This window comes from Caproiciproducens faecalis, assembly GCF_019448085.1.
GTDB classification, from domain to species: domain Bacteria; phylum Bacillota; class Clostridia; order Oscillospirales; family Acutalibacteraceae; genus Caproiciproducens; species Caproiciproducens faecalis.
The window spans coordinates 40,285-65,020 of record NZ_JAGFNZ010000003.1; the positions used below are offsets into that span (position 1 = coordinate 40,285).

The window sequence follows — 24,736 nt, forward strand, 5'->3', positions numbered from 1 at the left end:
AAGGCAGGGAGCGTTTCGCTCCCTGCCTTTTTAGCTGTCCAGTTTCTTTTTTAAGGTTTCCGGGTTAGCCGCGTAAATTAACGCGTTTTCAGCGGAAATTTTGCCTTCCTCCCAGAGCCGGAGTAAATCCATGTCCATGGCGACCATTCCGTCGCATGCGCAGGAATAAATGGTGTTGTCGATCTGATGCACCTTGGATTCCCGGATCAGGTTGCGGATGGCCGGGTTGACCAGCATAATCTCAAACGCGGGAACCAGTCCGCCGTCCACCGTGGGGATCAATTGCTGGGAAACGACCGCCTGCAGCACCATGGAAAGCTGTACGCGAATCTGCTGCTGCTGGTTCGGCGGGAAAACGTCGATAATGCGGTCAATGGTGTTTGCCGCGCCCACCGTGTGCAGGGTGGAAAGTACCAGCTGGCCGGTTTCCGCCGCGGTCATTGCGGTGGTAATCGTTTCGTAATCGCGCATTTCCCCCAGCAAAATCACGTTGGGGGCCTGCCGCAGGGCGGCGCGCAGCGCCTGCACATAGCTTTTTGTGTCGTTGGCAAGTTCTCGCTGACTCACAATGCTCCGATCGTGCCGGTGCAGATACTCGATGGGATCTTCTATCGTGATGATATGGCTGTTGCGCGTATGGTTGATCTTATCAATAATACAGGCGAGCGTGGTGGATTTTCCGCTGCCCGCCGAGCCGGTAATCAGCACAAGTCCCTTTTTAATTTTATTCAGATCGATTACCGTGTCCGGAATATGCAGAACCTTCGGGTCGGGCAGCCGGAAGGCGACCACCCTGAGTACAGCCGCCATGGAACCGCGCTGCAGGTAGGTGTTGCAGCGAAAACGGCACAGTCCCTCGATGGAAAAGGAAAAATCATCGTCCCCGCTTTGCAGAAAGGGCTGAATGTCCCGTCCGCTGCCGAGCGTATAGATCTTTTCAATGCATTTTTTGGTGTCTTCCGGCTTCAGTCGGTAGGAGCTTAATCCGTCCATGTCCACCGGATGAATCCGGTCACAGGTTTTGAAGGAAAGGGGGTAGCCCGAAATAATAAAAATATCGGACACCTTTTCTTCCACGGCTCTTTTCAGAATCTCAATAATATCGAATTCCATGCAATCACTCCATCGCGCTTATTGGGCGCTGCTGCCCTGCCAAAGCTCCAGCGTATCGCCGCCGTCGCTTTCAAGCGCCTGAGGCGTAAGCTTCCGGCCCGTGATCCGGTAGCGCTCCCTGTCCCCGAATGCACCGACCGCCAGCCGCGTTTCAATTTGCCTGCCGCTGCCCGCGTCGGATAAAAAACGGACAGTCAGCTCGCCGGTGTCCGTGGGTTCTACCGTGACTCCGTCCAGACGGGTCAGTAGCATCTGGGCAAAACTGCGGCAGCACACAGCACTTTTTTGCTCCAAAGACGCTTGGCTCTGCAAAATAGCTGTTACTTTTTGTAATTCAGATCGATTTTTATACTCATTGTAGTTTTTTAGGGCATCCAGAGGGGTTCCCGCCGCCGCTTTTGCGGCATCCTCTTTCGCGCTCAAAAGCGCGGTGTCAATTTTCTGGAGCTTTTGCTCCGCCAAAGCCGTTGCGGCGTAATAGTTTTCAACTGTTTCCGCGTTTTTGGTGGAAATCTTATTGTCCGCGTTCGCCGTGACATAGGAAAGAATCCCAAAGGTGGTCAGGCAAAGCACAACAAAAATCATCAGGATGGAGGACGCGCCCACACCCAGATGAACATTCCCTTTTCTTGTCACGGAGGCACCTCCTTCAATTTTGTGGCAGGTATTTCGCGGAGCGCAGAGAATAAAGACTGTCTTCCCCGCCGTTTTTTATCCGGCTGACGGCGATCTTCGCGGTGACCATGGTGCCGCCCTCAGAGGGACTTTTTTTCAGGGTAACGTCAACGGTGTAGCGAGGGTCGGACGCCGTCGGTTTCCACTCCTGATTGTAGTTCAGGCGGTAGCTTCCGCCGCTTTCCTGCTTTGCGGTTTTCAGCGCTTCCGGCAGCTGGTCCGGTGAAGAGAGGGCGGAAACCTGCTCCGCAATGTTTTCCGCCTGAATCACCGCGGTACTCAAATCGCTGCTCTGATGCGCGCGGTTGTTGGCCTGCACAAAAAGCTGCAGGGTAACCGTGACGGAAATTGCGAAAAACAGGATGACCAAAATCATCTCTACAAAAAAACTGTTGACCGGTACCGAAGTCCGCTTCATTCCATCACCTGCTTTATGTAAGCGAAAGACTGAGCGCAAGTCCGCGGCTGGTTTCGCCGCTGACCGAAAGGTTCAGCCTGTTCCCGTTTTTTTCCATTTTAAAAGAGGACACCGGCGTAATTCTGTCGCCGCTGCCCACGCTGAACCCGTTTTCAGCGCTGGTGAAATATTCCATAAGATAGCCGTTGCAGTAGTAAATGTAGGTTTTATATTCCCGCTCATTGTAAGCGGAACGGATCACCAGCGTCTGCTGCCCGTCAAGGGTTTCCACAGAAACATCACGGCTGTCCGCACAGTGGACTTTATTGGTAATATAGGAAAGGGTGGCGCGTGTTTCGTTGTTGCTGTCCATTTTTCCTACGATTCCGCGGTAAACGTTTGCCCCGATCAGCACCAAAAAAAGAGAGCAGACCGCAAAAAGGCAGAATATCAGCAGGATAAAAACCGTGTAGACGGAATGCGAATTTCTGCTGTTCAACCGATATCCCTCCCCGTTAAGATTCGGCGCCCTTTTCCAGCACCTGTACCGACGGCATGATATTGCTGCCCGCCGTTTCGTACTGGACGACGTATTTGCTGTGGTCGATTTCAATGCCGTAATGGTCCTCCAGATATTGAATGTCCGGGGGATAAAATCCCTCTACCGCGTAGCAGCTGATAATCGCTTTCTGCACGGCCGCCCGCGTCACCCGAAGCTTTTCCGCGCTGTTAGCGCGCACGGCGCTGGTAAACCCGCCCCAAAAAAGGAACAGCACGGCGCTGAAAACAAGGACGGAAAGCAAAAGGTCCCTGTAAGCGAATTTCTTTTTGTAAAGCCTCAAGCAATCATCCCCTTTTCCCTGTTTTTCCTTAACCGATGGAGGACATAATCCCCATCAGCGGAAGCATCACGGAAAGCAGAATCGCGCCGATAATGATGGAAAGCGCCGCTACCATGGCGGGCTCAATAATGGAAACCGCGCGGCTCACAGACTCGTCCGCGTCCTCGCTGTAAATCTCAGCCAGGTGGCGCATCACGGAATCCAGGCTTCCGGTTTTGCCGCCGACACGAACCATGCCCGAGTAGATGCCGGGGAAAATATCCGCTTCCCCCAGCGCCTGTGTAAACGAGGAACCGGCGCTCATGCGTTCGCGGCAGCGGTTGATTTTTTCAATAACGGCCTGATTGCTCAGAATGCCCGGAACCAGTTCCAGCGTCTGTTCGGTGTCGTATCCGCTGGAAAGCAGCATGGAAACGGCAGACGCGAAGCGCGCCAGCGCAATTTTTTCCGAAAGCTGCCTTGTCAGCGGAAAATTGCTCAAAAAGCCGGTCATCCAGCGGTAGCCTTTTTCCGTTTTATAAAGGAGAAGTCCGGTCAAAAGGAAAAGGAACATCAGAAAAATCAGCACCAGCGCCCAGCTGCCGATTCCATTGCCCGCGCGCATAACGGCGGCGGCCGCGTCGGAAATGTCGCTGCCCATATCCAGAAAGACCTCATTAAAAATCGGCAGGACTTTAAGAACCAGTACGGAGACAACCGCGGCCATCATCAGCACCAGGATAAACGGGTACAAAAGCGCGCCGCGCACGGAGCTGCGCAGCCTTTCATCCCGCTCGTAGTAGAGGGCCAGCGCCTCCAGTACATTGTCAAGATTGCCCGCCTTCTCCCCAATATTGACCATATTGACCATGTATTTCGGGAAAGCGCCGGTGCTGTTCAGTGCCAGATACAGCGAGCCGTGCTGTTCCACCGCCGCATGAATCCGGTGAATCAGCTCCTTGCCCTTTTCATCCGCTATGTTTTCACTGATGGTGCCGATCCCTTCCTGCAGGGGGATGCCCGCCCGCAGCAGAAGAACCACCTGAGAACAGAAAAGAGAAATATCACCCGAAGATAATGCTTTTGTTTTACGCGGAATCACAGTCGGGTTTTGATCCATGGCCAATCCTCCAAACCGCCAATAGGCTTTATTGTACCGATTCCCCGCGGTCAATAGTATTTTTCCGCCGTATAGGTTCCGGCGGACTGTCCGGCCGCGGCAAAAGTGGAATCATAGCGCTTCCACCCGTCCAGATAAATATCGTTCCAGGCGTGGTACCCCGCGCTGGTATTGCCAATGACCAGCCGCGCGGGGACTCCCTGTGAGCGGCACATGGCCGCCATCAGCGCCGCATAGTCAAAGCAGATGCCCGTTTTGCTGGAAAGCGTGCTGTCCACGCTGGGCAGATAGCCCGCTTTTACACTGGCTGCTTTTTTATAATCATACTTGATGGTAGAGGTAATAAATTGATAAATGGAAGAGACCTTCTGCGCGTTGCTGGTGGCCGAAGCGCAAAGGCTCTTTGCCTTGGCAGCCGCCGCAGAGGAAGCGGTGTAACTGACGTACTGGTTAGGGTAAAGAGTGTAGCCCCAGCCGCTGACGGCAGCGCTCAGTTCCGTGGAACAAAGCTCCGCGTAGCTGTCCCCCGAAACATTTTCCATAAAGCGGACTTTGTAGGAACCGCTGCCGCTCTGCAGCGGAAGGGTGACATACGCCCCGTCGCCCGCAAGATTGTATTGGTAATAGGCGGAGCCGCCGTTAAAATAAATCAGCACTTTGATGATCGAGGTTCCGCTGTAGCGCACCAGTATGTAACCCTGCGCGGCGTTGCTGTAATCGACCGACGCGCCGTTCCTGCTGAAGATCTCCGTCCCGGTTGCCTGCGGCATTTTTGCCGTAACGGCCGGCATCGGCTGGGGGGCCGGCTGGGAAGGAGCCGCCGTCGGCGGCAGGGACGAGCTCATCAGGATCGTTTCCGAGGAAGCGCTCAGCACCTTTGAAACAAGGCTCTGCATAGAAGAAGCCGGAGAGCTGGACGCCGCCGAAGAGGGCAAAGAGGAAGAAGAATCCGCGGCGGCGGAAGAGGTTTGTGCCGAAGAGCTTTCTTCGGATGATTCCGCCGATTGTGCCCAGGAACTCACAAAGGAAGAAACCGGCTGCGCCGAGCTGCCGGCGGGAGGATAAGAACAGGCGGGCAGCAGGAGCGCGAGCAAAAACACAAGACATATGGATTTGTATTTCCGCATAACGTTCCCCCTCAGCCCCAAATTCACACAGCCTACTCCGCTGAATCGAGCGCGTTAATTCTGGTGGAAATTTTTACGTTTTCCCGCCGGTACCGGAAGTGGAATTTCTGCATGATCCGGTCAACGACCATTTCAGCGTTTTCGTAGTTGATGAGGGGAAGCATCACAATAAACTGAGTGGCGCTGTAGGAAGCGACCGTGTCCCCTTTTCGCAGACTGTCCATAATCGTTGATTTCAGCCGTTCACTGGCGAGTTTGGAAATCCGGGGCCCCGGTGGTTCTCCGTCCAGACCACTGATTGTGAACAGCACAATAAACACCGAATTTCCGGTGCGCGTGATCGAACGCGCCTGAATCCGGTAAATCGATTTGAATACATCGTAATCGCAGTAATAAGCACCCTCTGCCGCGGAAGCTTCTTTCAGGTCGTTTTTGATGACGCCCAGATCCATTTCCACGTTGTTAATGTTGTTGACCAGCTGCTTATACAGCACGCGCATGGATTCGGAAATATCCACGCCAAGCTCCTTGTAAAACAGGTCGATCACATGGTTGTAGTGATCCAGTGCTTTGTTGCGCTGACCGGTGGAAAGGTAGCCGAACAAAATCATTTTGTGGATGGATTCCTCCAGCGGGCAATAGTTGAGCGCGTTTTCACAAACCTCAATCACTTCATGAAAACGGTGCAGGTCGATCAGCAGCCCGCAGCACCGCAGCACGCACCGATTGTAAAGGTTCGAGTAGTACGCGCTGGCGGAGATCACCCAGTTGCCGTAAAAGGATTTGGGCAGAAATTCGCCGCAGTAAAGCTGGAGTGCGCTTTGAAACGATTTCACCCGCTCCTCCTGTGTTTTGGAAACGTCGCTCCCCTGTTTGTAAAGCTCCGTAAACTGTTCCGTGTCAATGACACAGGAATAACTGTTGTTCCAGGAATATGTATTATGAATATACTGAATATATTCTGCCTTGTCGTTTCCGGAAAGGCCCTTTAAAAGTTCCCGCGCGCGGTAAACCAGGTTTTTCAGCGCGTTCAGCGGATCATTGCATTGATTGTCCGGCCACAGAACATTAATCAGTTTTTCGGTGGAAGTATTCTTATGGCGGTTGGCAATCAGGTACTGGATCAGCATCCACACTCGTTTGGTACGGCCCTTTAGATTGGTGAGCTGATTCCCATTAATCGTAATGGCAAACTCACCGAACATTTTGATTTGTATTTGTTCCTGTGCAGCGAAATCGGAGCGCATAAACACTCATCCTTTTCCCAGAATATATATATAATTATGGTAACACATGGAAAAGAAATTGACAAGAAAATTATACACAAGAGCAAATATTTTTACAAAAAAGAAGCATTCTCCGTAAGGAGAATGCTTCTCTATTCGACATCATCCAACACGATTTCACCGGCCGCCCTCGTTCGGTTCATGTCGATGACACGCTGGTTCCGGCTTCCCCGGAAAACAAGGGTCAGGTCTTTCTGTTCCAGCAGGAACGGCCCGTCGATCAGCACGTCGGCCGCCCGGAGCAGCGCGTCGGTGTCCGGGTCGTGCCGGGCGGAAAGCTCCTCATAGGGATAGCCCGTAAAAACAGTCAGATCCAGCTTTCTTCCGTGAATTTTCTCCGCCAGCTCCACCAGCGGCTTGGGCTGGCAGAAAGGCTCCCCGCCGCTGAAGGTCACGCCCTTCAGGAGCGGGTTTTCACAGATTTCGGTGAAAAGATCATCAATATCCACCCATTTGCCGCCTTCAAAATCATGCGACTGCGGGTTGTGGCAGCCGGGGCAGTGGTGGGGGCAGCCCTGTGTGAACACCACATAACGGAACCCTCTTCCGTCTACAATCGACTCCGGCTCTGTGCCGCAGATTTTCAGCTTAGAGCCCATGCTTTACTCTGTCCCTTTCCTCCGCGCGCTTCGCGTTGTTCCAGCGGTCGGTGGTTCCTACCAGATAGCCGGTGATCCTGCGGATACGCTCAAATTTGGGGCCGCCGTCGTTTTCGGTGCGGTGGCATTTGGGGCATTCGTTGTCGATAATCCCGTTGTAGCCGCAGACCGGGTCACGGTCAACCGGGTGGTTCACCGAGCCGTAGCCGATGCCGTGTTCCTTCATGCAGCGGATGACCGCTTCGAACGCGTCGATATTTTTGCAGGTGTCGCCGTCCAGCTCCACATAACTGATGTGGCCCGCGTTGGTCATTGCGTGGTACGGGGCTTCCAGTTCAATTTTCTGAAAGGCCTTGATCGGGAAATACACGGGGACATGGAACGAGTTCGTGTAGTATTCGCGGTCGGTAACGCCCGGAATTTTGCCGTATTTCTTCTGGTCAATCCGCACAAAGCGGCCGGACAGCCCCTCTGCCGGGGTGGCAAGCAGGGTGAAGTTCAAACCGGTTTTCGCCGATTCGTCGTCCATGCGCTTACGCATGTAGGAAACGATTTCCAGGCCGAGCTTCTGACTTTGGGCGCTTTCCCCGTGGTGCTTTCCGGTCAGCGCTTTCAGCGTTTCGGCAAGACCGATAAAGCCCATGCTCAGGGTGCCGTGCTTGAGGACTTCCTCTACACTGTCGTCGGGGTCCAGTTTTTCGGAATCCATCCAGACGCCCTGCCCCATCAGGAACGGATAATTATATACTTTTTTGGAGCACTGAATTTTGAACCGGTGCAGAAGCTGGCGGATAATCAGCTCCATGCGTTTGTCCAACAGCTCATAAAAGACTTTCAGGTCGCCCTTTGCTTCAATGGCAATGCGCGGAAGGTTCAAAGAGGTAAAGCTCAGGTTTCCGCGTCCGCAGGTCACTTCTTTTGTCTTGTCGTGGACATTGCCCATGACGCGGGTGCGGCAGCCCATGTAGGCTACTTCCGAATTGTAGTCGCCTTCTTTGTAGTACTGAAGGTTGAACGGGGCGTCAAGAAAGCTGAAGTTTGGGAACAGACGCTTTGCGCTTACCTTGCAGGCCAGTTTGAACAGGTCGTAGTTGGGGTCGCCCTCGTTGTAGTTGACGCCTTCCTTTACCTTGAAAATCTGTACCGGGAAAATCGGCGTTTCCCCGTCGCCCAGTCCGGTGGAGGTGGCGTTCAGCAGATTGCGGATTACCATGCGCGCTTCCGGGGAAGTGTCGGTGCCGTAGTTGATGGAGGAGAACGGAACCTGCGCGCCCGCGCGGGAATTCATGGTGTTCAGGTTATGGATTAAAGCTTCCATTGCCTGGTAGGTAGCGGCTTCGGTATTGCTGGTGCCGGTCTTTACGGCGTACCGGTGCGCGCGCAGCGCTTCCTCTTCCGTAATTTGGGCAAAGCCGTTTTTCCGCTGATGCTCCGGCAGGTAAGCTTTCAGTTTTTCACCGTACTGGTCGGCGGCGGAAAGGGTTATTTCCGCCGGGATCTCTGCGCGGATTGTTTTCGCCAGTGCGTCGGCGTCCTTTTCGTCCATGCCGTTGGCAACCTGAAAGAACTGGGAAAGCGCTTTGAAATAAGCTTTCCGGAAAGTCTTTGCGACGCCCGGCGCCATGGAATAATCAAAATTGGGGACAGCCTGTCCGCCGTGCATTTCGTTCTGGTTGGCCTGAATCGCAATACAGGCCAGCGCCGCGTAGGAGCGGATGTCGTTCGGCTCGCGCAGGGCGCCGTGTCCGGTACAGAAGCCGTTCTTGAACAGCTTAATCAGATCGATCTGGCAGCAGGTCTCCGTCAGCATATAAAAGTCCTCGTCGTGGATATGGATGTCGCCGTCAATGTGCGCGGTGGCAATATCCTTTGGAAGGACGTAGTTATTGATAAAATACTTGGAACCTTCGGAACCGTATTTCAGCATGGTTCCCATGGCGGTGTCCGCGTCAATATTCGCGTTTTCACGCTTGATGTCGGCGTCCTTGGCGTCACGGAAGGTCAGCTCCTTGTAGATGTCCATCAGGTCGCCCTCGGCCTGGCGAATCTTGGTGTGTTCCGCGCGGTACAGGATGTAAGCCTTTGCTGTTTTAGCGTAGTCGGCGGCAATCAGCGTCTCTTCCACCTTGTCCTGCACCTGCTCAACGGTGGGGACACTCTCTCCCTCAAAAGCCGCGACCACCTTTTTGGTCAGTCGGCTGAGAACAGGAGATTCCATCACCTCGTCGGCGACCGCCTGATTGGCCTTAAAAATCGCGTTGCGGATTTTTTCCTGATCGAACACGACGACAACGCCGTTGCGTTTCTGTATATTGACAGCCATTTGGATCCATTCCTTTCCAATCGAAAACTCCGTAATTTCCCGTTTTTCACAGGGGGTAATTAGAATTTTATCTCAATACCATGTGTTTGTCAAGGACAAAAAATACAAGATGTTGTGTTAATGTTTTGTCTATTTCAAATATAACGCTATATGTACCAACTTGATACAAATGTCAGTTTTGAGCACAAAGCTCCCCCCTTTCGGGAGGAGCTTGCAGGATCTGTACGGATACTGTTTACCGTCAGTCCAGAATATCATCGATTTCCCTGATTTCTTCTTCGGAAAAATCAAGGTTATTAAGCGCGCCTATATTTTCCTCCAGCTGGGAAACGCGGCTTGCGCCGATCAGTACGCTGGTCATGACCGGCTGGTGCAGTACCCACGAAAGGGCAAACTGCGCGGTGGTCTGTCCACGGCGCGCCGCCAGTTTGCCGAGCGCGACCACTTTTTCCAGCGCCTCCGGCGTTACGCGGTCCTTGTTCAAGGAGATGGAAGCACCCGCCGCGCGGGAGTCCTGCGGAATCCCGTTGTTGTACTTTCCGGTCAGCAGCCCCTGTGCCAGCGGGCTGAACGCGGTCGCGCCCATTCCACAGTCGGAAAGAGCCGTAAACAGGCCGTCGCGCTCCACTTTTCTGTCCAGCATACTGTAGCGGGACTGACAGATCAGACAGGGAACGCCCATTTCCTTCAGAAGGGCGGAAGCCTCCCTTGCCTTTTCCGGGCTGTAGTTGGAAATACCGGCGTAAAGCGCCTTGCCGCTTTTGACGGCGTGCGCCAGCGCACCCATGGTTTCTTCCAGAGGAGTCTCCGGGTCCATGCGGTGGTGATAAAAAATATCGACATAATCCAGTCCCATGCGCTTCAGGCTCTGGTCAAGGCTGGCGAGCAGGTACTTGCGGGAACCGAAGTCGCCGTACGGGCCGGGCCACATAGTATAGCCCGCTTTGGTGGTAATGACCATCTCGTCACGGTAGGGATGCATATCCTCCTTCATCAGGCGGCCGAAGGTTTCCTCCGCGCTGCCCGCCGGGGGGCCGTAGTTGTTGGCAAGGTCAAAAACGGTGATACCAAGGTCAAACGCGCGGCGGGTGACCGCGCGGGCGGTCTCATACTGGTCGTAGGTTCCGAAATTCTGCCAGTATCCGAGCGAAACGGCGCTCAGCTTCAGGCCGCTGTTGCCGCAGCGGCGGTACTGCATCTGCGCGTAGCGCGTGTCGTCCGCTGTGTAGCGGGGAACCAGTGTGTATCGTTCCATCTTATTTCTCTCCTTTGATCTGTTGTTTTAAGGCCCAGGCGCACAAAAGCTCTACCGCGGGGATCAGGTCGGCCCCCGCTGGAGTGATCCGGTACTCCACCTTCGGCGGAATCTGCTGGAACTGCTGACGCGCAATCAGCGCAGCGGCCGTCAGCTCGCGAAGGCTCTGACTGAGCATCATGTCGGTGATCGGGGGGATCTGCTGCTTGATTTCGCCGTAGCGAAGGCTTGCGTTGTTGCGCAGCGCCCATAGAATACGCAGCTTCCACTTGCCGCCCACGGCGGCCAGCGCGTACTGCAGCGGGTCTTGGGAAGGTACCGCGTCCGCCGCGATTTCCAAAATGCTTTCAGCGGAGTCCTGCCGCGGTTCCGCTCGTTTTGCCCGCTTCTTTTTCTTTTCCTTGTCCTTTTTCATGTTCTGCCTCCTACGCTTCAGGCCATCCCGTAGAACGCGCAGCCGCAAAATTACCCCGCCGTTTTCCGCCGCCTGATTTTCGACTTCCCTTATCACTCTATAATATTGAGTATATCATGAATAATAAGCATATCATAACACCCACGGGCCGGATTGTAAATAAAAAAATCTTACCGGTTTTCCGCCCGGCGAAAGATACCGTAGGACAGAAGCGCCGCCGCGCAGAAGCCCGCGCCCAGCAGCAGGCCGCCCGCCACTCCCGCCTGCGCCGCTTTGCCAAACAGCAGATTGGTGCCGGCGGACACCAGATCAGTCACTACGGAATAGGAGGAAAGCACGGCGGCCCGGTTCCCGGCGGTGACCGAGCGGTTCTGTACCTCCATCTGGATCGGTACAAACAGAGAGGCGCAGATTCGCAGCAGCATCATGCAGCCAACGGAAAGGACAGGGTTCGCGCAAACGGCCATTGCCGCGCAGGACGCCCCCGCCAATAGAAACAGCAGAACACAGGCTCTGGTTTCCCCCAGCCGGGCGACCAGCCGGTGAGAACGCGCCGCGAAAAGGCCGGCAAGAATCACGGGGATATACAGCAGACCCATGGTCTCCGGGCGGATTCCGCCGCGCAGGTACTGCAGTTGGTTGAAAAAAATGGTAATCGTCTGATTGCACTCCGCAAGCAAAGCGCTGGACAGCAAAAACAGCAAAAATATTTTATTGTTTTTCAGGCTCGCGAACATGTCGAAAGCTTGTTTGCGGAAATTTTTGGAGTTTTCAACATAGTTTTCAACTTCTGTTGAAAAGATTGTTAAAACCAGCGACAGACCGTAGCTGAATACTGTCAGAAGCGCGGACAGGGAACTGCTGCCGTGCAGAAAAACGGAGAAAACAGTCGATGCGAAGAGCAAACCGGCGGAATTCAAAGCGGAGTAGATGCCGAAAACACGCAGAGAATGGTCTTTCCCTGCCGAAAGGTAGAGGAACGCGCTGTCACAGCCGGAAAGACCGCTGATGACGACGGATAAGATCAGCCGCTCCAGCAGAAACATGGAAAAACCGGTGGCTTTCCAGAACACGATTTTAGAAACAAAAAATAGAAAATTACAGATTAACAAAGTGCGGCGGTAACCGATGCGATCCGCCAGAAACCCCCATGGAATCTCCAGCGCAAGGCTTACCACCATACTGATGCTCTCAATCAGAGTGATTTCGAAAATCCCCAGCCCGCGCTCCTGCCGGTACAGGGTGGCAATGGGCGCGTAAAACACCATCCCCTGCAACAGCGAGATGCCGTACAGCAGAGAAACATTCCTTTTATTCAATGGAAAAACCTCCGTCCGATTTCAAGAACAAAACCCGCCCCGTTGAAAATTCGGGCCGGCTTTTTCCCTGAAAACTCAGGACGGAAGGTTTTCCACAGGCTGTCCGTCCGGTGTGGAAAAGTTTTGAACTTTTAAGCGGCGTTCGTGCTCCGCTTTGGAGAACACGCACCCGCAGTAATCCTGCCGGTAAAGATCGTATTGCTCGGAAAGCTCGATGGAACGTTTGTATCCGTTTTTCTTTTTAAAATCGGAGTAAAGATAGCGCACGCCGAATTCTTTTTCCAGCTCTGCGCCGATGGCGTTCAGTTTTTCCGCGTTTTTGTAGGGGCTGATGGAAAGGGTGGTGGTGAAGTAATCGAAGCCGCCCGCCTTTGCTGCCTGTGCGGCTTCCCGCAGCCGCAGAGAGTAACAGGCGAAGCAGCGCTCGCCGCCCTCCGGTTCAGCCTCGTGCCCGTTGGCAAGGGCAAAAAAGCGGTCGGTGTCATAGTTTCCTTCCAGAAAGGAAACCGGGTGTTTTACCGGGAGCGCAGCAATCAGCCGTTTCACTTCCTCCACGCGCTTGCGGTATTCCCCTTCCGGGGAAATATTGGGATTATAATAAAATAAGGTAATGTGAAAATAGTCCGAAAGGTACTCCAGCACATAGCTGCTGCACGGCGCGCAGCAGGCGTGCAGCAGAAGAGTGGGCGCTTCGCCGTGCAGGCCGGAAATCACGCCGTCCAGCTCTTTCTGATAATTTATTTTTACCATGATACCCTCCTTTTCTGCTTTGGAGCCTTGCTTTCCCGTATATCGTCAATGAAGACCAAAGCAAGAAAATGCAGACCCCCTCAGTCAGGTTGCGCCTGCCAAGCCCCTTCGGAGAGGAGGCCGACAGAGGCCAAACCCGTTCGTATCCCTTCGTCAATGAAGACCACAGCAGTATTGTATCTCCTAAAGACACCTTGGGGATACCTGGGAGTGCAGGGGGATTTTATGGAACCCTCCCGCCGGGAATTAAAAATCCCCCTGCGCGTACTTTGCCTACTTTCGTACAAGATCGAAAGTAGGGGCCCGCCCGGCCTGAGGGCAGGACCATGCGGTCGGCAAGCGCCTATGGCGATGCTCTCAGACAGTTATATGTTAAATCGGCGGCGAAGCACTCCCGCAGCGGCTCCTTCCGATGCAGACCTGATTCAGGAAAGGGAAAAAGAATAAGGGTGTCCCGGAGGGCGTGGAAACAGGAATGCTTTTTCTATTTTTTATTATAGCAGGTTATAGGATTTGCTACAATATTTCCATTATGATAAAAAGAAAAAACCTTTCCCAAAATATAAAAGGCGCTCCGCAATACAGCGGAGCGCCGGATAGTTATTCTTTCGGAAGAATGCCGATTCCCAGCTCGGTCAGCTGCTGTTCGTCTACATCCGTCGGAGCGCCCGACATCAGCTCGGAAGAAGAAGCGACCTTCGGGAACGCAATCACTTCGCGAATGCTGTCGCAGTCAAGCATCAGCATCACCAGACGGTCAAGGCCGAACGCCATGCCGCCGTGCGGCGGGGCGCCGTAGCGGAACGCGTCAATCAGGAAGCCGAAGCGTTTCTGCGCTTCCTCGGGGGTAAAGCCCAGCGCCTTGAACATGCGCTGCTGTAATTCGGGATTGTTGATACGGATGGAACCGCCGCCCACCTCGTTGCCGTTTAAGACCATGTCGTACGCAATGGCGCAGACATTGCCCGGGTCGCTTTCAATCCTGTCGATATCCTCCACACGCGGCGCGGTGAACGGATGGTGCATTGCCATAAAGCGGTTTTCTTCCTTGCTGTACTCAAACAGAGGGAAGTCCGTCACCCACAGCAGGCAGGGCTTGCTCTTGTCAATCAGGTCAAACCGCGCGGCAAGCTCGCAGCGCAGCGCGCCCAGCGAGCTGTATACCACGGTGTCCTCGTCGCTCGCGACGATCAGCAGCACGTCGCCGGTTTCTGCGCCCATGGTTTTGCGGATCGCCGCAATCTCCTCCGGAGCAAGAAACTTTTCAAAGGAAGAGGTTTCGCCGCTTTCCGGCAGCCTTGTCCACGCGATTCCCTTTGCGCCGTAGGGCTTCACCCATTCGGTCAGCTTGTCGATCTCTTTGCGGCTGAGCTTGTCGGCCAAACCCTTCAGGTTAATGCCGCGCACGCTTCCGCCGCCCTCAATCGCGCCCTTAAACACACGGAATTCAGTATGTTTTAAGTCCTCTGTCAGGTCGATCAGCTCAAGGCCGAAGCGCAGGTCGGGCTTGTCCGAACCAAAGCGGCGCATTGCCTCGTGCCAGGTCATGCGGCGGAACGGAGTCTCTATGTCAATGTTTAGAACCTGCTTGTAGACCTGCTTCATGAAGCCTTCGCCAATGGCCATGACGTCGTCCTGATCCACAAAGGACATTTCCAGGTCGATCTGCGTAAATTCGGGCTGACGGTCAGCGCGCAGGTCCTCGTCACGGAAGCAGCGGGCAATCTGCATATAGCGGTCAAACCCGGAAAGCATCAAAAGCTGCTTGTAAAGCTGAGGCGACTGCGGCAGTGCGAAGAAATTGCCCGGGAACACACGGGAGGGCACCAGATAGTCGCGCGCCCCTTCCGGTGTGGATTTAATCAGAACCGGCGTTTCGACCTCAATAAATCCGTTGTTGTCAAAGTAGTCGTGAGCCACCTTCACGATTTTATGCCGGCCGATAATCTTATTCTGCTCATCCGGACGGCGAAGGTCAAGGTAGCGGTATTTCAGCCGCAGATCCTCTTTTACGTTGGAATTTTCCACAATTTCAAACGGCGGGGTTTCGCTCTTTGCCAGAACACGCAGCTCCTGCACCTCAATCTCAATTTCTCCGGTCGGGATTTCGGTGTTTTTAGAGGAACGCTCGCGCACAGCGCCGGAGACCGCCAGTACATATTCCGCGCGCACGGAAAACGCCTTGTCAAAAATCGCGCGGTCGGTCGCGTCGTTGAACGCAAGCTGAAGAATGCCCGTGCGGTCGCGCAGGTCGATAAAGATCAGCTGGCCCAGATCGCGCTGGCGCTGTACCCAGCCGCAGACCGTCACGGTTTTGCCGATGTCGGCGGCGCGCAGCTCGCCGCAGTAGTGGGTTCGTTTCATTCCTGTCATGAATTCTGCCATTAATATAGCCTCCAATAATCATTTTAAAAGCAAAGAATGAAGGGGAAAAATCAGAAATCGATGGAGTCCTCATCCTTCGTCTGCAGTACAACAAATTGCTCCACAAAGTCCTTACTCAGATCAATTTTCGACTTTTCACCGGTCTTCATATTTTTGATAACGGCTTTTTTGGTTTCCAGCTCGTTGTCGCCCAGAACCAGTGAATATTTCGCGGCAATCTTGTCCGCGTATTTCATCTGCGCTTTCAGCCCGCGGTCGTTGATGTCGCACGCCGCGCTGATGGAATATTCCTGTAGGCTGTGCGTCAGCTGAAATGCCGCTAGCCTTGCCGCGTCGCCGAGGGCGCCGATAAACAGATCACAGGTTTCCGGCTCCGGGAACTCGACCTTCTGCGCGTCCAGAATCATCATCAGCCGCTCCATGCCGAGGCCGAAGCCCAACGCGGGCATATGCTGGCCGCCCATTTCCTCCACCAGTCCGTCGTAACGGCCGCCGCCGCAGACGGTGCTCTGCGCGCCAAGGTCGGTGGAAATAAATTCAAACACCGTTTTGGTGTAGTAGTCCAGCCCGCGTACAATGGAGGGGTTGACGGTATATTCAATATCGACCGCGTCAAGGTAAGTTTTTACACCCTCAAAGTGCGTGCGGCAGTCGTCGCACAGATAGTCCAGCATCCGAGGCGCGCCCGCGGCGATTTTGGAGCAGATGGGGCTCTTGCAGTCCAGAATCCGCATCGGGTTGCGCTCCAGACGTCCCTGGCACGTTTCACAGAGCTGATCCTTATAATTGCTGAAATATGTCCTTAATGCCTCGTAGTATTTTGCGCGGCAGTCGGGGCAGCCGATGGAATTGATTTCAAGCCTCAGGTTCTGAACGCCGAGGCGGTTAAAAATGCTTTTTGCCGTGCCGATCAGCTCGGCGTCCGCCATGGGAGACGGAGTGCCCAGCATTTCAAGGCCGAACTGGTGGAACTCGCGCAGGCGGCCAGCCTGCGTGTTTTCATAGCGGTAGCAGGAGGTAAAGTAGTACAGCCGGAGCGGCAGCCCGTCATTGTACATGCCGTGCTCCAGCATGGCGCGCACCGCGCCCGCCGTGCCCTCCGGCCGAAGGGTAACAGAGCGCCCGCCCTTGTCGTTAAAGGTATACATCTCTTTCTGCACCACGTCGGTGGTTTCTCCCACCGAGCGCTGAAAAAGCTTGGTGTCCTCAAAAACCGGGGTGCGGATTTCCCCGAAGCCGTGAATTTTGGCCTCGCTGCGCATCACATCTTCCACAACCTGCCATTTTTCGGTTTGTGCGGGCAGTAAATCCTGTGTCCCCTTTTGTGCTTTTATCAGTTCCATAGCGTTTCTCCTTGAAAATAAAATAATATAAAAATGCAAAAAACCCCCGTCCCAGCCAAAGGGACGAGGGAGAATATCCTCGCGGTGCCACCCTTTTTCAAGAGCCGAAGCTCTCCTCAAAAGCCCCGAAACGCGGGGCGGCGCAACGGCTCACGGATGTCTTCCCCAAAGCTTTTCTGCAGGCGCGCTTTCAATCTGGGCACGCCCTCCCTGTGGCCAAGCGTTTGGGTACTCCTTCCGGTCATTGCCGAAATCAAAAATTACGCTTTCGGATTCAAAATATTGCGCCAGTCCAAATCGCCGCGCTCCAGACCGTGGATCAGAACCTCGGCGGTAGCAATGTTGGTCGCCACGGGAATGTTGTGCATGTCGCAAAGGCGCAGCAGATTCATATCGTTGGGCTCATGCGGCTTCGGATTCAGCGGATCGCGGAAAAACAGCAGCAGGTCGACTTCGTTGCAGGCAATGCGCGCGGCAATCTGCTGGTCGCCGCCCTGTGAGCCGCCTAAAAACCGCTGGATTTCCAGTCCGGTTGCTTCTGAAACCATTTTGCCCGTCGTGCCGGTTGCACAGAGCAGGTGGCGGCTTAAAACGCCGCAGTAAGCGATACAGAATTGAACCATCAGTTCTTTTTTAGCGTCATGCGCAATCAGAGCAATGTTCATATTTATTTCCCCCCTAAAACTAGGATTATGTAAAATTAAAATTTCTGCAGCGCGGCCAAAGGCACATGTTCGCCTTCCAGCCTTGCGGCAAGCCGGCCCAAAGCCATTGCGCCGACGGATTTCTGCGGGGCCGGTTCACAGTTGGAAGCGGCGGCCGCCAGATGAGTGTCCTCGGGAATCACGGCGATCAGCCGTACCCCGGCGGAGTCGATAACGGAATCAAGGTCCGGGTAGAATCCCTGCGTGTAGAAATTATGCCCGCTGAAACGGTTGATAATCAGCCGCTGCTGCTTTATTCCGGCCTGATCCAGTAAAAAATGCGCTTTATTTGCGTTTCGTACACAAATAGGGTCCGGCGTAGTAACGATCAGCGCGCGCTGAGCCGAAGCCGCCGCGCTCGCAAACCCTCCGCCTACGCCGGCGGGGCTGTCGATCAGCACATGGTCGTAATACCGGGAAAGTACCGATACGAGCTGTTTCATAATATTGGGGCTGATTACATCGTCTTCCCTTGCGGGGGCGGGTAACAGAAACAGCCTTTCCGAAAAAGGACAGGAATAAACGGCTTTCATGGGTTCGGCACGGCCCGAAACCACGTCCGCAATGTCAAAGACCTGCTGCTCCGAAACACCGAGCATATGGTCAAGGCACCCCAGACCGGCGTCGCCGTCAATCAGCAGTACCCGCCTGCCCCTGGCTGCCAAAGCAAAACCAAGGCCGGCTGTTACGGTGGATTTCCCTACACCGCCCTTACCAGATGTGATGACTGTTGCGACACCCATAATAAAAACCTCGCTCTCATATTACCACAAACATTCCTGGTAGTCAAAGCGTTTTTATTGTCGTAAATACACAAAACAAAACATTTAATATTTTATTAACAATTCAGATACGCCGGGATCAGCCCGCGGAGGAACCGGAAGAAGGGGACGACGGATTCCCCGACACGGTACCGGACACCGTACCGGAAGACGCTCCGGAGGAAGCGTTGCCGGACGCGGACGGCATCACAAGGTTTCCGTTTGCGTCCACGGTTTTGCCGTAAAAATACGCGTCGAAAATATCCTTTGCAACGGCGTTGCAGTACATGCTGGTCGCGCCGTGTTCCAGAACGACCGCCACGGCGATCTCCGGGTTTTCGTACGGCGCGAAAGCCACAAAGGTCACATTGTCGGAATGCGGGGTCTGCACCGCGGTGCCGGTCTTTGCGGCAATGGCGATCCCGTAGTTTTTAAAGGTGGAGCTCGCCGTACCGGCGGTCGCCACGCTGCGCATGGCCGCTTTGACATAATCGATGTACGACTGGGAAACGCCGATATTGTCCACCTCCTCCGGGGCGGCTTGGGTAATTACATTTTTACGGGCATAATCGGTCACCTTGTTGACAAGGTGGGGTTTCAGCCGCACGCCGTTGTTTGCAATCGTGGCGGTATAGGTTGCAAGCTGCAGCGGCGTAAACTTGTTGTCGGCCTGACCCACGGCGGCCTCGACGGTATCGGCGTCGAACCATCCGCCGCCGCCCGCGGCGGTGCGTTCCGAAGGACCGCCCAGAATACCGGCGCTTTCATGCAGTTCAATCCCGGTTTTCACGCCCAGCCCGAAGCGTTTGGCATACAGGTTCATATTGGTGATCCCCAGCCGGTATCCCACTTCATAAAAGAAGGAGTTGCTGGATTTCTGAATTGCGTAGTTCGCGGTAATCATCCCGTAGTTGCCGATACTGCCCAGAACCAGACCGGTGTCCGCAAAACGGGTGTATTTGCTGTTGCCTTCCAGACGGGTGGAGGTCGTAATCGCTTTTTCCTGCAGCGCGGCCAGCGCGACATAGGGCTTTATGATAGAGCCGGGGGTAAACACCCCGTTAAAAGCGCGGTCGATCAGCGGTTTGTCCTTGTTGTTAATCAGGGAGGTGTAATAGTTGGTGTCGTTCAGATATTCCGTCAGGTCGTAGGTGGGGTAGGTGGACGCCGCCAGCACGGAGAAATCCTTGACCCGCAGCACCACCGCGGCGCCCGCAACGCAGTCCTCGCCGTGGGCGCTTGACATCCCCTTGTAGTGCTGGGCGGAGAGCTTGCGTCCGTTTTCCTGAGTCGCTTTAATGTTGTTGGCGAGGGAAACATTGAGCACGTTCTGGACTTTGCTGTCAATGGTCAGATACACCGTATCGCCGGAGACCGGCGCGGTTTTTACCGTTTCAGAAGAGAGCGAGCCGGTGCGGGTGGTTTCCACCACTTTTTCCCCGGCTTTGCCGCGCAGCATGCTTTCAAAAGCCTGTTCAATGCCGCTTTTGCCCAGACGGTCGTTAAACGCGTAGCCCTTGTCCTTCAAGGTGTTGTATTCCTCCTGAGAAATAGAACCGATCGTCCCCAAAACATGAGGAATCAGGCTGCCGCTGGGGTACTCGCGCACAGTGGTGACCTTGACGGTCGCGCCGGGCAGCAGCGAGGAATTCTCACTGATAATCGCGATGGTGTCCCGGCTGACGTCCTGTGCAAAGGTGTACGGCGCCGAAATACCGAAAGCGGATTTTGTCATGTTATAGCGCACGGAAACAATGTTGCGCGTGTCCGCGGCGGAGTAGCCGGTCACGTCGTATTTTTCGATCAGGTGAGACATGCACAGGTCCGCCGTGGCGTAGGTGTTTACATTCGCGTAGTCCTCCGATTTCAGCGTGGCGACTTCCTTGTCCATACCGGGAATAAACTCGTACTGCCCCTTCGAATTCAGCCGGACGGGCAGGTTGTCTGTCCATTTTTCTCCGCGCTGGTTCAGCAGCTGAATCAGCTGGTAGATTGTTTTGTTCTGTGTTTCGGCTTTCATATAGGCGCGGTCAAACACAATGGCGTAGCCGGTTTTGTTTACGGCAAGGCCAACGCCGTTTACGTCAAGGATTTCGCCGCGGGCGGCATCCATCACGACGGTCGAGGAACTGGTTCTGTTTGCCGTTTCCAGAAAGGAGGCGCCGTTTAAAATCTGCCAGTCCACAAGGCGCAGGGTATAAACCGCCATAATGGCGAAAACAATCAGTCCCAGAGCCCAGTAGCGGGAATATTCCTTCAGCTTGTCCAAGGCGAAACCTCCTTTTCATTCTTCTTTTGCCCGGATTTGCAGGGCGAGCGCCCTGTTAAAGTAGTACGCAACCGGCATAATGACGATTGTGTAAACAAAGCGGGGAATGTAGTGCGCGGTCAGCGCGTAAACCGCGTGGGAGTAGCCGAACAGCAGGTAAAAGAAAACCCACTGCAGCAGAATCACCGAAGCGGTGGAAATCAATGCGATCAGCATAGAAGTCAAAAAATTCGTCTGGATCAGATTGGCCGCGATCAGCCCCACGCTGTAGCAGATTACGGAGAGCAGAAGCCCGTGAAAACCCAGCACGCCGCCTGCGCCGAAGTCGATGAGCAGACCGCACAGCAGTCCGAAGACCATGGAAGCGGTCTCTTTCTCAAACATGGCGATGGAGAGCGCAATGGGAATCAAAAGCACCGGCCGTGCGCCGAACAGGTCGGGAACAAGGCCGGGGGTTTCCTGAACCATATAGAAAACCAATATTTCAATCGTATAGGCAAAATAACGCAGAGCTTTCAGTTTTTCCATCTTATTTTCCTCCGGATGAAACGGTGGAGGAGGAGGAAGGAGTAGAGGAATTGCCGGAAGAAGGAGTGGAGGAGGAAGCGGAGCCGTCGGGAAGCGCCTGACCCTGTCCCTCAAAGGCGGTGATTACCATCACGTCGCGCACAGTTTTCACATCTACAAAAGGCTTTATCTCCGCGTAGAGCGAAACATCGTAGGGGTCGTTTTTCACCGCGTTGACCGTGCCGATGGCAAGGTTGCGCGGGTATACCCCGCCCAGACCGCTGGTCACAATGATGTCGCCGGCTTTGACCGTGGTGTCCGCGGTCAGGTAGCCGAGCTTGAGGGTTCCGCTGTCGGCAAACTTGATGTCGCTGCTGACAACGCCGGAATCACGGTTGACCTTGTCGATCGCGCTGATTTTTGTGTCGGCGGAAAGAATCGTGGTCACTCGGCTGTAGCTGGCGTTTACGCTGGAAATCCAGCCGACCACGCCGCTTTCCGTAATCACGGGGTCATTTAACGAAATACCGGCAAGGGACCCCTTGTCGATTTGGAAATTGTAAAATAGGTCGTTCGGGTCACGGCCGATCACCGCGGCAGAGACCGGTTTGAAATCCTGATTTTCGTTTTTCAGCTCCAAAAATTTGCGCAGCTGCGCGTTTTCCTGCTGGTAGCTGTAGTATTTAATCAGTTTTTTGTTCAGATCTTCAACCTGCTTTTTCAGCGCCGCGTTTTCCGCCGCAAGTTCTTCGTTGGTGCGTGTGGCGTTCTGCGCCGCGACGGCGGCGTTATTGGTGACCACGGTGCTGACCCGCTGCATCGGCGTGGAAATCAGGCTGAGCAGATTTGCGGTCAGGGAACTGCCGGTGCTTGCCGTATAGAGCATCAGTCCGAACATGACAAACACAACAGTAATCATCGTCTTAAAGCTGTTGGAATGAAAAAAGTCTTTCAACGCAGCACCTCCTTAATCAAGTCGTTCGGCGCGTTTTCCCAAAAGTGCAAAAAGCGGAGAGTTTTTACCCTCCGCTGAAGTTATTTGCCTTATTTTCTGTTGTTTTTATAGTAGGAAGAGGGCATGCTCACTTCGAGCATCTTGCCTGTTCCGTCAACAACACAGTCCAGCGGGCTTTCGGCAATATGGACGGGCATTCCGGTTTCCTGTTCGACCAGTCTGTCCAGGCCGCGCAGCAGGGCGCCGCCGCCGGTCAGCATGATGCCGTGGTCAATAATATCTGCGGAAAGCTCCGGAGGGGTTTTTTCCAGCGTGGACTTCACCGCGTCAATAATCAGCGCCAGCGGGTCACTCAGCGCTTCCCGTACTTCTTCCGCGGAAATGGTCACGTTCTTCGGCAGGCCGTCCACAAGGTTGCGGCCCTTGATTTCCACCGTGGCGTTCTCGTTGTCCTCTGTCGGGAAAGCGGAGCCGATCTTGATTTTGATTTCCTCCGCGGTACGTTCGCCGATCAGCAGATTGTATTTCTTTTTCACATAGGAGATAATGGATTCGTCAAATTTATCGCCCGCAACGCGTACGGAAACCGAGGTGACAATGTCGCCCAGCGAAATGACGGCGACCTCCGCCGTACCGCCGCCGATGTCGACGACCATGCTGCCGGTCGGTTCGCTCACGGGCAGCCCCGCGCCGATTGCCGCGGCCATGGGCTCTTCAATCAGTTCCACGTTATTGGCGCCGGCCTGACGGGCGGCGTCCTCCACCGCGCGGCGTTCCACTTCCGTAACGCCGGACGGGATACAGACAATAATATGCGGGCGGGAAAATGCGTTGGATTTTACCGCCTTGCGGATAAAGTGCTTGAGCATGGTGGCGGTAATGTCGAAGTCGGCAATGACGCCGTCCTTCAGCGGGCGAACCGCAACAATGGAGCCGGGGGTACGGCCGATCATTTCCTTTGCCTGTGCGCCTACGGCCAAAACGGTATCGGTACGGACGTCAACGGCGACAACCGAAGGCTCGCGCATGACGATCCCTTTTCCTTTCATAAAAACCAGAGTATTGGCTGTGCCCAAATCGATCCCTATATCTTTTGAAAACATGAATTTTTCCCCTTTCAAACCTGGCAAAAAATAAAATCGCAACAGCGTTTTCCATTCAACTGCAGAGTAATTTTGTGTTTCAGCCTGCAGGCATCAATAGAACTGCTGTAAATCACTTATTAGACAGTATTTATTATAACCTCAAAAGTTCTATTTCTCAACTGTTAATTCAGAAAGCGTTTAATTTTTATCAGGATTCTTTCGATGAATTTTTAAGCCCCGCCAAAATACGGTTGATTTTACCAATCGGCAGGCCCATTACGTTATAAAAATCCCCGTCGATCCGCTTGATAAAGAGCGCGCCCCGCCCCTGAATTGCGTAGGCGCCCGCCTTGTCCATTGGCTCCGGCGTTTCACAGTAGGCGCTGATTTCGGCTTCGCTCAGCGGGTAAAACTCCACTGAGGTGCATTCGTGCCCGCGAATCATTTCCTTGCCGCAGATCACGCAGTAACCGGTATAGACCTGATGGACGTTTCCGGACAAAAGCCGCAGCATTGCTTTGGCGTCTTCGGGGTCCTTTGGCTTGCCGAGTACCCGCCCTTTGTAAACGACCACGGTGTCCGCCCCAAGCACGGTGTCCTGCGGGTTCAGCTTGGCCACCGCCTCCGCTTTCCGGGCGGCGAGCTGCTCCACAATCTGGATGGGGGGCGTTCCCCGCAGATATCCCTCGCTGACGTCCGAGGACGTGACGTTAAATTCATAACCGGCCATTTTCAGCAGTTCGCTGCGGCGGGGCGAAGTGGATGCAAGAAGCAGCATGGGTATCCTCCTATTCCCTTACTTTGATTTTAATATAGGCAACAATAGAGGCCAGAAGCAGAATCGCCTGCGCGACATTGATTCCGACCATCATTCCGAAAGTGATTTTGACAACGGCAAGATTCAGCTCCACAGTGGACAGGCCGAATTTTGCCGAAGCACCGAGCCAGGAAAGATAGGAAATCCCGGCGCAGGCCGTACCAATAATCTGCCCTAAAACCACCGCCAATACAAGCAGAATAATCAACAAAAGTGTTTTGATGCCGCTTTTTTTCATTTTTTAATCCCCTGTTTTCCCGTGGAGCCGAAAGCGCCCGCGCCGCGGTCGGTCTCGCCCAGATCATCGGTTTCCTCCAGAACGGGCAGCAGCACCGGCATTACCACAAGCTGCGCGCAGCGCTCGCCCGGCTGCAGCGTATAGGGTTTGTCGCTGCAGTTAGTCATCCCCACCAGAATTTCGCCGCGGTAATCGCTGTCGATCACGCCGACCGCGTTCGGGAGGGATACGCCGTGGTTGACCCCCAGCCCGCTCCGCGCGAAAATCAGCCCCACCGTGTTTTTATCCGGCAGCGCAATGGCGATCCCCGTGGGAATCTTGTATAGTCCGCGCGGCTCAATGGTGAGCGGCGCGTCCAGACAGGCGTACAGATCAAACCCCGCCGCGCCCGTGCTGGCGCGGGTGGGAGTAACGGCATTCTGATTCAGTTTTTTTATTTTTAAAACAGTATCTGTCATAAAATCCTCTATTA

At 54.3% G+C, this 24,736-nt stretch carries 26 protein-coding genes; all 26 read right to left on the reverse strand.

Translation table 11 applies throughout. From position 1 onward, the window contains the following. Positions 1-30 precede the first annotated feature (30 nt). On the reverse strand, positions 31-1,113 hold the full coding sequence (locus J5W02_RS08915) for a type IV pilus twitching motility protein PilT (RefSeq protein ID WP_219965348.1): 1,083 nt from the start codon (positions 1,111-1,113) through the stop codon (positions 31-33). A gap of 18 nt (positions 1,114-1,131) precedes the next feature. Beyond that, positions 1,132-1,749, reverse strand: a complete 618-nt coding sequence (locus tag J5W02_RS08920; protein ID WP_219965349.1) for a hypothetical protein — start codon at positions 1,747-1,749, stop codon at positions 1,132-1,134. Positions 1,750-1,762: 13 nt separating this feature from the next. Continuing rightward, positions 1,763-2,206, reverse strand: coding sequence for a hypothetical protein (locus tag J5W02_RS08925; protein WP_219965350.1), 444 nt, complete (start codon positions 2,204-2,206; stop codon positions 1,763-1,765). A gap of 13 nt (positions 2,207-2,219) precedes the next feature. Next, complete coding sequence (locus J5W02_RS08930) at positions 2,220-2,684, reverse strand: DUF4860 domain-containing protein (protein ID WP_219965351.1); 465 nt, start codon at positions 2,682-2,684, stop codon at positions 2,220-2,222. A gap of 16 nt (positions 2,685-2,700) precedes the next feature. Then, on the reverse strand, positions 2,701-3,027 hold the full coding sequence (locus tag J5W02_RS08935; protein WP_219965352.1) for a hypothetical protein: 327 nt from the start codon (positions 3,025-3,027) through the stop codon (positions 2,701-2,703). A 28-nt stretch (positions 3,028-3,055) separates the two neighbouring features. Beyond that, positions 3,056-4,126 carry a type II secretion system F family protein gene (locus J5W02_RS08940; protein WP_219965353.1) on the reverse strand — a complete coding sequence of 357 codons (1,071 nt, stop codon included), beginning with the start codon at positions 4,124-4,126 and terminating at the stop codon, positions 3,056-3,058. Positions 4,127-4,176: 50 nt separating this feature from the next. Further along, positions 4,177-5,253, reverse strand: coding sequence for a transglutaminase-like domain-containing protein (locus J5W02_RS08945; RefSeq protein ID WP_219965354.1), 1,077 nt, complete (start codon positions 5,251-5,253; stop codon positions 4,177-4,179). Between the two features lie 32 nt (positions 5,254-5,285). Continuing rightward, entirely contained in the window at positions 5,286-6,500 is a 1,215-nt protein-coding gene (locus tag J5W02_RS08950) for a BTAD domain-containing putative transcriptional regulator (protein WP_219965355.1), read from the reverse strand. A 131-nt stretch (positions 6,501-6,631) separates the two neighbouring features. Continuing rightward, entirely contained in the window at positions 6,632-7,138 is a 507-nt protein-coding gene (gene nrdG / locus J5W02_RS08955; RefSeq protein WP_219965356.1) for an anaerobic ribonucleoside-triphosphate reductase activating protein, read from the reverse strand. Beyond that, a complete protein-coding gene (locus J5W02_RS08960) occupies positions 7,128-9,461 on the reverse strand; it encodes an anaerobic ribonucleoside triphosphate reductase (protein ID WP_219965357.1) in 2,334 nt (777 codons plus the stop codon). Before J5W02_RS08960 ends, nrdG begins: the two co-directional genes overlap by 11 nt. Positions 9,462-9,702: 241 nt before the next feature. Beyond that, positions 9,703-10,716, reverse strand: coding sequence for an L-glyceraldehyde 3-phosphate reductase (gene mgrA, locus J5W02_RS08965; RefSeq protein ID WP_219965358.1), 1,014 nt, complete (start codon positions 10,714-10,716; stop codon positions 9,703-9,705). 1 nt (position 10,717) lies between these two features. Then, positions 10,718-11,131 carry a winged helix-turn-helix transcriptional regulator gene (locus J5W02_RS08970; protein WP_219965359.1) on the reverse strand — a complete coding sequence of 138 codons (414 nt, stop codon included), beginning with the start codon at positions 11,129-11,131 and terminating at the stop codon, positions 10,718-10,720. Positions 11,132-11,301: 170 nt separating this feature from the next. Beyond that, positions 11,302-12,450, reverse strand: coding sequence for an MFS transporter (locus J5W02_RS08975; RefSeq protein ID WP_219965360.1), 1,149 nt, complete (start codon positions 12,448-12,450; stop codon positions 11,302-11,304). A gap of 75 nt (positions 12,451-12,525) precedes the next feature. Further along, the gene (locus J5W02_RS08980; RefSeq protein WP_219965361.1) at positions 12,526-13,200 is read right to left on the reverse strand and encodes an epoxyqueuosine reductase QueH; all 675 of its coding nucleotides are present in this window, start codon (positions 13,198-13,200) and stop codon (positions 12,526-12,528) included. A 600-nt stretch (positions 13,201-13,800) separates the two neighbouring features. Next, positions 13,801-15,585: an aspartate--tRNA ligase gene (gene aspS, locus J5W02_RS08985; protein ID WP_219965362.1), complete on the reverse strand. Its 1,785-nt coding sequence runs from the start codon at positions 15,583-15,585 to the stop codon at positions 13,801-13,803. Between the two features lie 50 nt (positions 15,586-15,635). After that, positions 15,636-16,928, reverse strand: a complete 1,293-nt coding sequence (gene hisS, locus J5W02_RS08990; protein ID WP_219965363.1) for a histidine--tRNA ligase — start codon at positions 16,926-16,928, stop codon at positions 15,636-15,638. Positions 16,929-17,044: 116 nt separating this feature from the next. Continuing rightward, positions 17,045-17,173, reverse strand: coding sequence for a hypothetical protein (locus tag J5W02_RS14745; RefSeq protein ID WP_255575658.1), 129 nt, complete (start codon positions 17,171-17,173; stop codon positions 17,045-17,047). Positions 17,174-17,188: 15 nt separating this feature from the next. After that, complete coding sequence (locus J5W02_RS08995; RefSeq protein ID WP_038322367.1) at positions 17,189-17,593, reverse strand: methylglyoxal synthase; 405 nt, start codon at positions 17,591-17,593, stop codon at positions 17,189-17,191. 35 nt (positions 17,594-17,628) lie between these two features. Beyond that, the gene (locus J5W02_RS09000) at positions 17,629-18,375 is read right to left on the reverse strand and encodes a nucleotide-binding protein (RefSeq protein ID WP_219965364.1); all 747 of its coding nucleotides are present in this window, start codon (positions 18,373-18,375) and stop codon (positions 17,629-17,631) included. Positions 18,376-18,493: 118 nt separating this feature from the next. Next, positions 18,494-20,662, reverse strand: coding sequence for a penicillin-binding transpeptidase domain-containing protein (locus tag J5W02_RS09005; protein ID WP_219965365.1), 2,169 nt, complete (start codon positions 20,660-20,662; stop codon positions 18,494-18,496). A gap of 15 nt (positions 20,663-20,677) precedes the next feature. After that, positions 20,678-21,190: a rod shape-determining protein MreD gene (mreD, locus tag J5W02_RS09010; protein WP_219965366.1), complete on the reverse strand. Its 513-nt coding sequence runs from the start codon at positions 21,188-21,190 to the stop codon at positions 20,678-20,680. A gap of 1 nt (position 21,191) precedes the next feature. Next, positions 21,192-22,124, reverse strand: coding sequence for a rod shape-determining protein MreC (mreC, locus tag J5W02_RS09015; RefSeq protein WP_219965367.1), 933 nt, complete (start codon positions 22,122-22,124; stop codon positions 21,192-21,194). An 89-nt stretch (positions 22,125-22,213) separates the two neighbouring features. Next, complete coding sequence (locus tag J5W02_RS09020; RefSeq protein ID WP_219965368.1) at positions 22,214-23,227, reverse strand: rod shape-determining protein; 1,014 nt, start codon at positions 23,225-23,227, stop codon at positions 22,214-22,216. Between the two features lie 190 nt (positions 23,228-23,417). Then, entirely contained in the window at positions 23,418-23,987 is a 570-nt protein-coding gene (locus tag J5W02_RS09025) for a Maf family protein (RefSeq protein WP_255575659.1), read from the reverse strand. A gap of 10 nt (positions 23,988-23,997) precedes the next feature. Next, positions 23,998-24,264, reverse strand: a complete 267-nt coding sequence (locus J5W02_RS09030; protein ID WP_219965369.1) for a DUF4321 domain-containing protein — start codon at positions 24,262-24,264, stop codon at positions 23,998-24,000. Continuing rightward, positions 24,261-24,722 carry a dUTP diphosphatase gene (gene dut, locus J5W02_RS09035; RefSeq protein WP_219965370.1) on the reverse strand — a complete coding sequence of 154 codons (462 nt, stop codon included), beginning with the start codon at positions 24,720-24,722 and terminating at the stop codon, positions 24,261-24,263. Before dut ends, J5W02_RS09030 begins: the two co-directional genes overlap by 4 nt. Between the last annotated feature and the right edge of the window lie 14 nt (positions 24,723-24,736).

Coding starts and splice junctions, on each gene's coding strand:
- aspS (WP_219965362.1), bottom strand. CDS start 15,585: ATGGCAGAATTCATGACAGGAATGAAACGAACCCACTACTGCGGCGAG.
- J5W02_RS08960 (WP_219965357.1), bottom strand. CDS start 9,461: ATGGCTGTCAATATACAGAAACGCAACGGCGTTGTCGTCGTGTTCGAT.
- J5W02_RS08980 (WP_219965361.1), bottom strand. CDS start 13,200: ATGGTAAAAATAAATTATCAGAAAGAGCTGGACGGCGTGATTTCCGGC.
- dut (WP_219965370.1), bottom strand. CDS start 24,722: ATGACAGATACTGTTTTAAAAATAAAAAAACTGAATCAGAATGCCGTT.
- J5W02_RS08915 (WP_219965348.1), bottom strand. CDS start 1,113: ATGGAATTCGATATTATTGAGATTCTGAAAAGAGCCGTGGAAGAAAAG.
- mgrA (WP_219965358.1), bottom strand. CDS start 10,716: ATGGAACGATACACACTGGTTCCCCGCTACACAGCGGACGACACGCGC.
- J5W02_RS08995 (WP_038322367.1), bottom strand. CDS start 17,593: ATGAACATTGCTCTGATTGCGCATGACGCTAAAAAAGAACTGATGGTT.
- J5W02_RS08940 (WP_219965353.1), bottom strand. CDS start 4,126: ATGGATCAAAACCCGACTGTGATTCCGCGTAAAACAAAAGCATTATCT.
- J5W02_RS08925 (WP_219965350.1), bottom strand. CDS start 2,206: ATGAAGCGGACTTCGGTACCGGTCAACAGTTTTTTTGTAGAGATGATT.
- mreD (WP_219965366.1), bottom strand. CDS start 21,190: ATGGAAAAACTGAAAGCTCTGCGTTATTTTGCCTATACGATTGAAATA.
- J5W02_RS08945 (WP_219965354.1), bottom strand. CDS start 5,253: ATGCGGAAATACAAATCCATATGTCTTGTGTTTTTGCTCGCGCTCCTG.
- J5W02_RS08950 (WP_219965355.1), bottom strand. CDS start 6,500: ATGCGCTCCGATTTCGCTGCACAGGAACAAATACAAATCAAAATGTTC.
- J5W02_RS08970 (WP_219965359.1), bottom strand. CDS start 11,131: ATGAAAAAGGACAAGGAAAAGAAAAAGAAGCGGGCAAAACGAGCGGAA.
- J5W02_RS09030 (WP_219965369.1), bottom strand. CDS start 24,264: ATGAAAAAAAGCGGCATCAAAACACTTTTGTTGATTATTCTGCTTGTA.
- J5W02_RS09020 (WP_219965368.1), bottom strand. CDS start 23,227: ATGTTTTCAAAAGATATAGGGATCGATTTGGGCACAGCCAATACTCTG.
- nrdG (WP_219965356.1), bottom strand. CDS start 7,138: ATGGGCTCTAAGCTGAAAATCTGCGGCACAGAGCCGGAGTCGATTGTA.
- J5W02_RS09025 (WP_255575659.1), bottom strand. CDS start 23,987: ATGCTGCTTCTTGCATCCACTTCGCCCCGCCGCAGCGAACTGCTGAAA.
- hisS (WP_219965363.1), bottom strand. CDS start 16,928: ATGGAACTGATAAAAGCACAAAAGGGGACACAGGATTTACTGCCCGCA.
- J5W02_RS09000 (WP_219965364.1), bottom strand. CDS start 18,375: ATGGGTGTCGCAACAGTCATCACATCTGGTAAGGGCGGTGTAGGGAAA.
- J5W02_RS14745 (WP_255575658.1), bottom strand. CDS start 17,173: ATGACCGGAAGGAGTACCCAAACGCTTGGCCACAGGGAGGGCGTGCCC.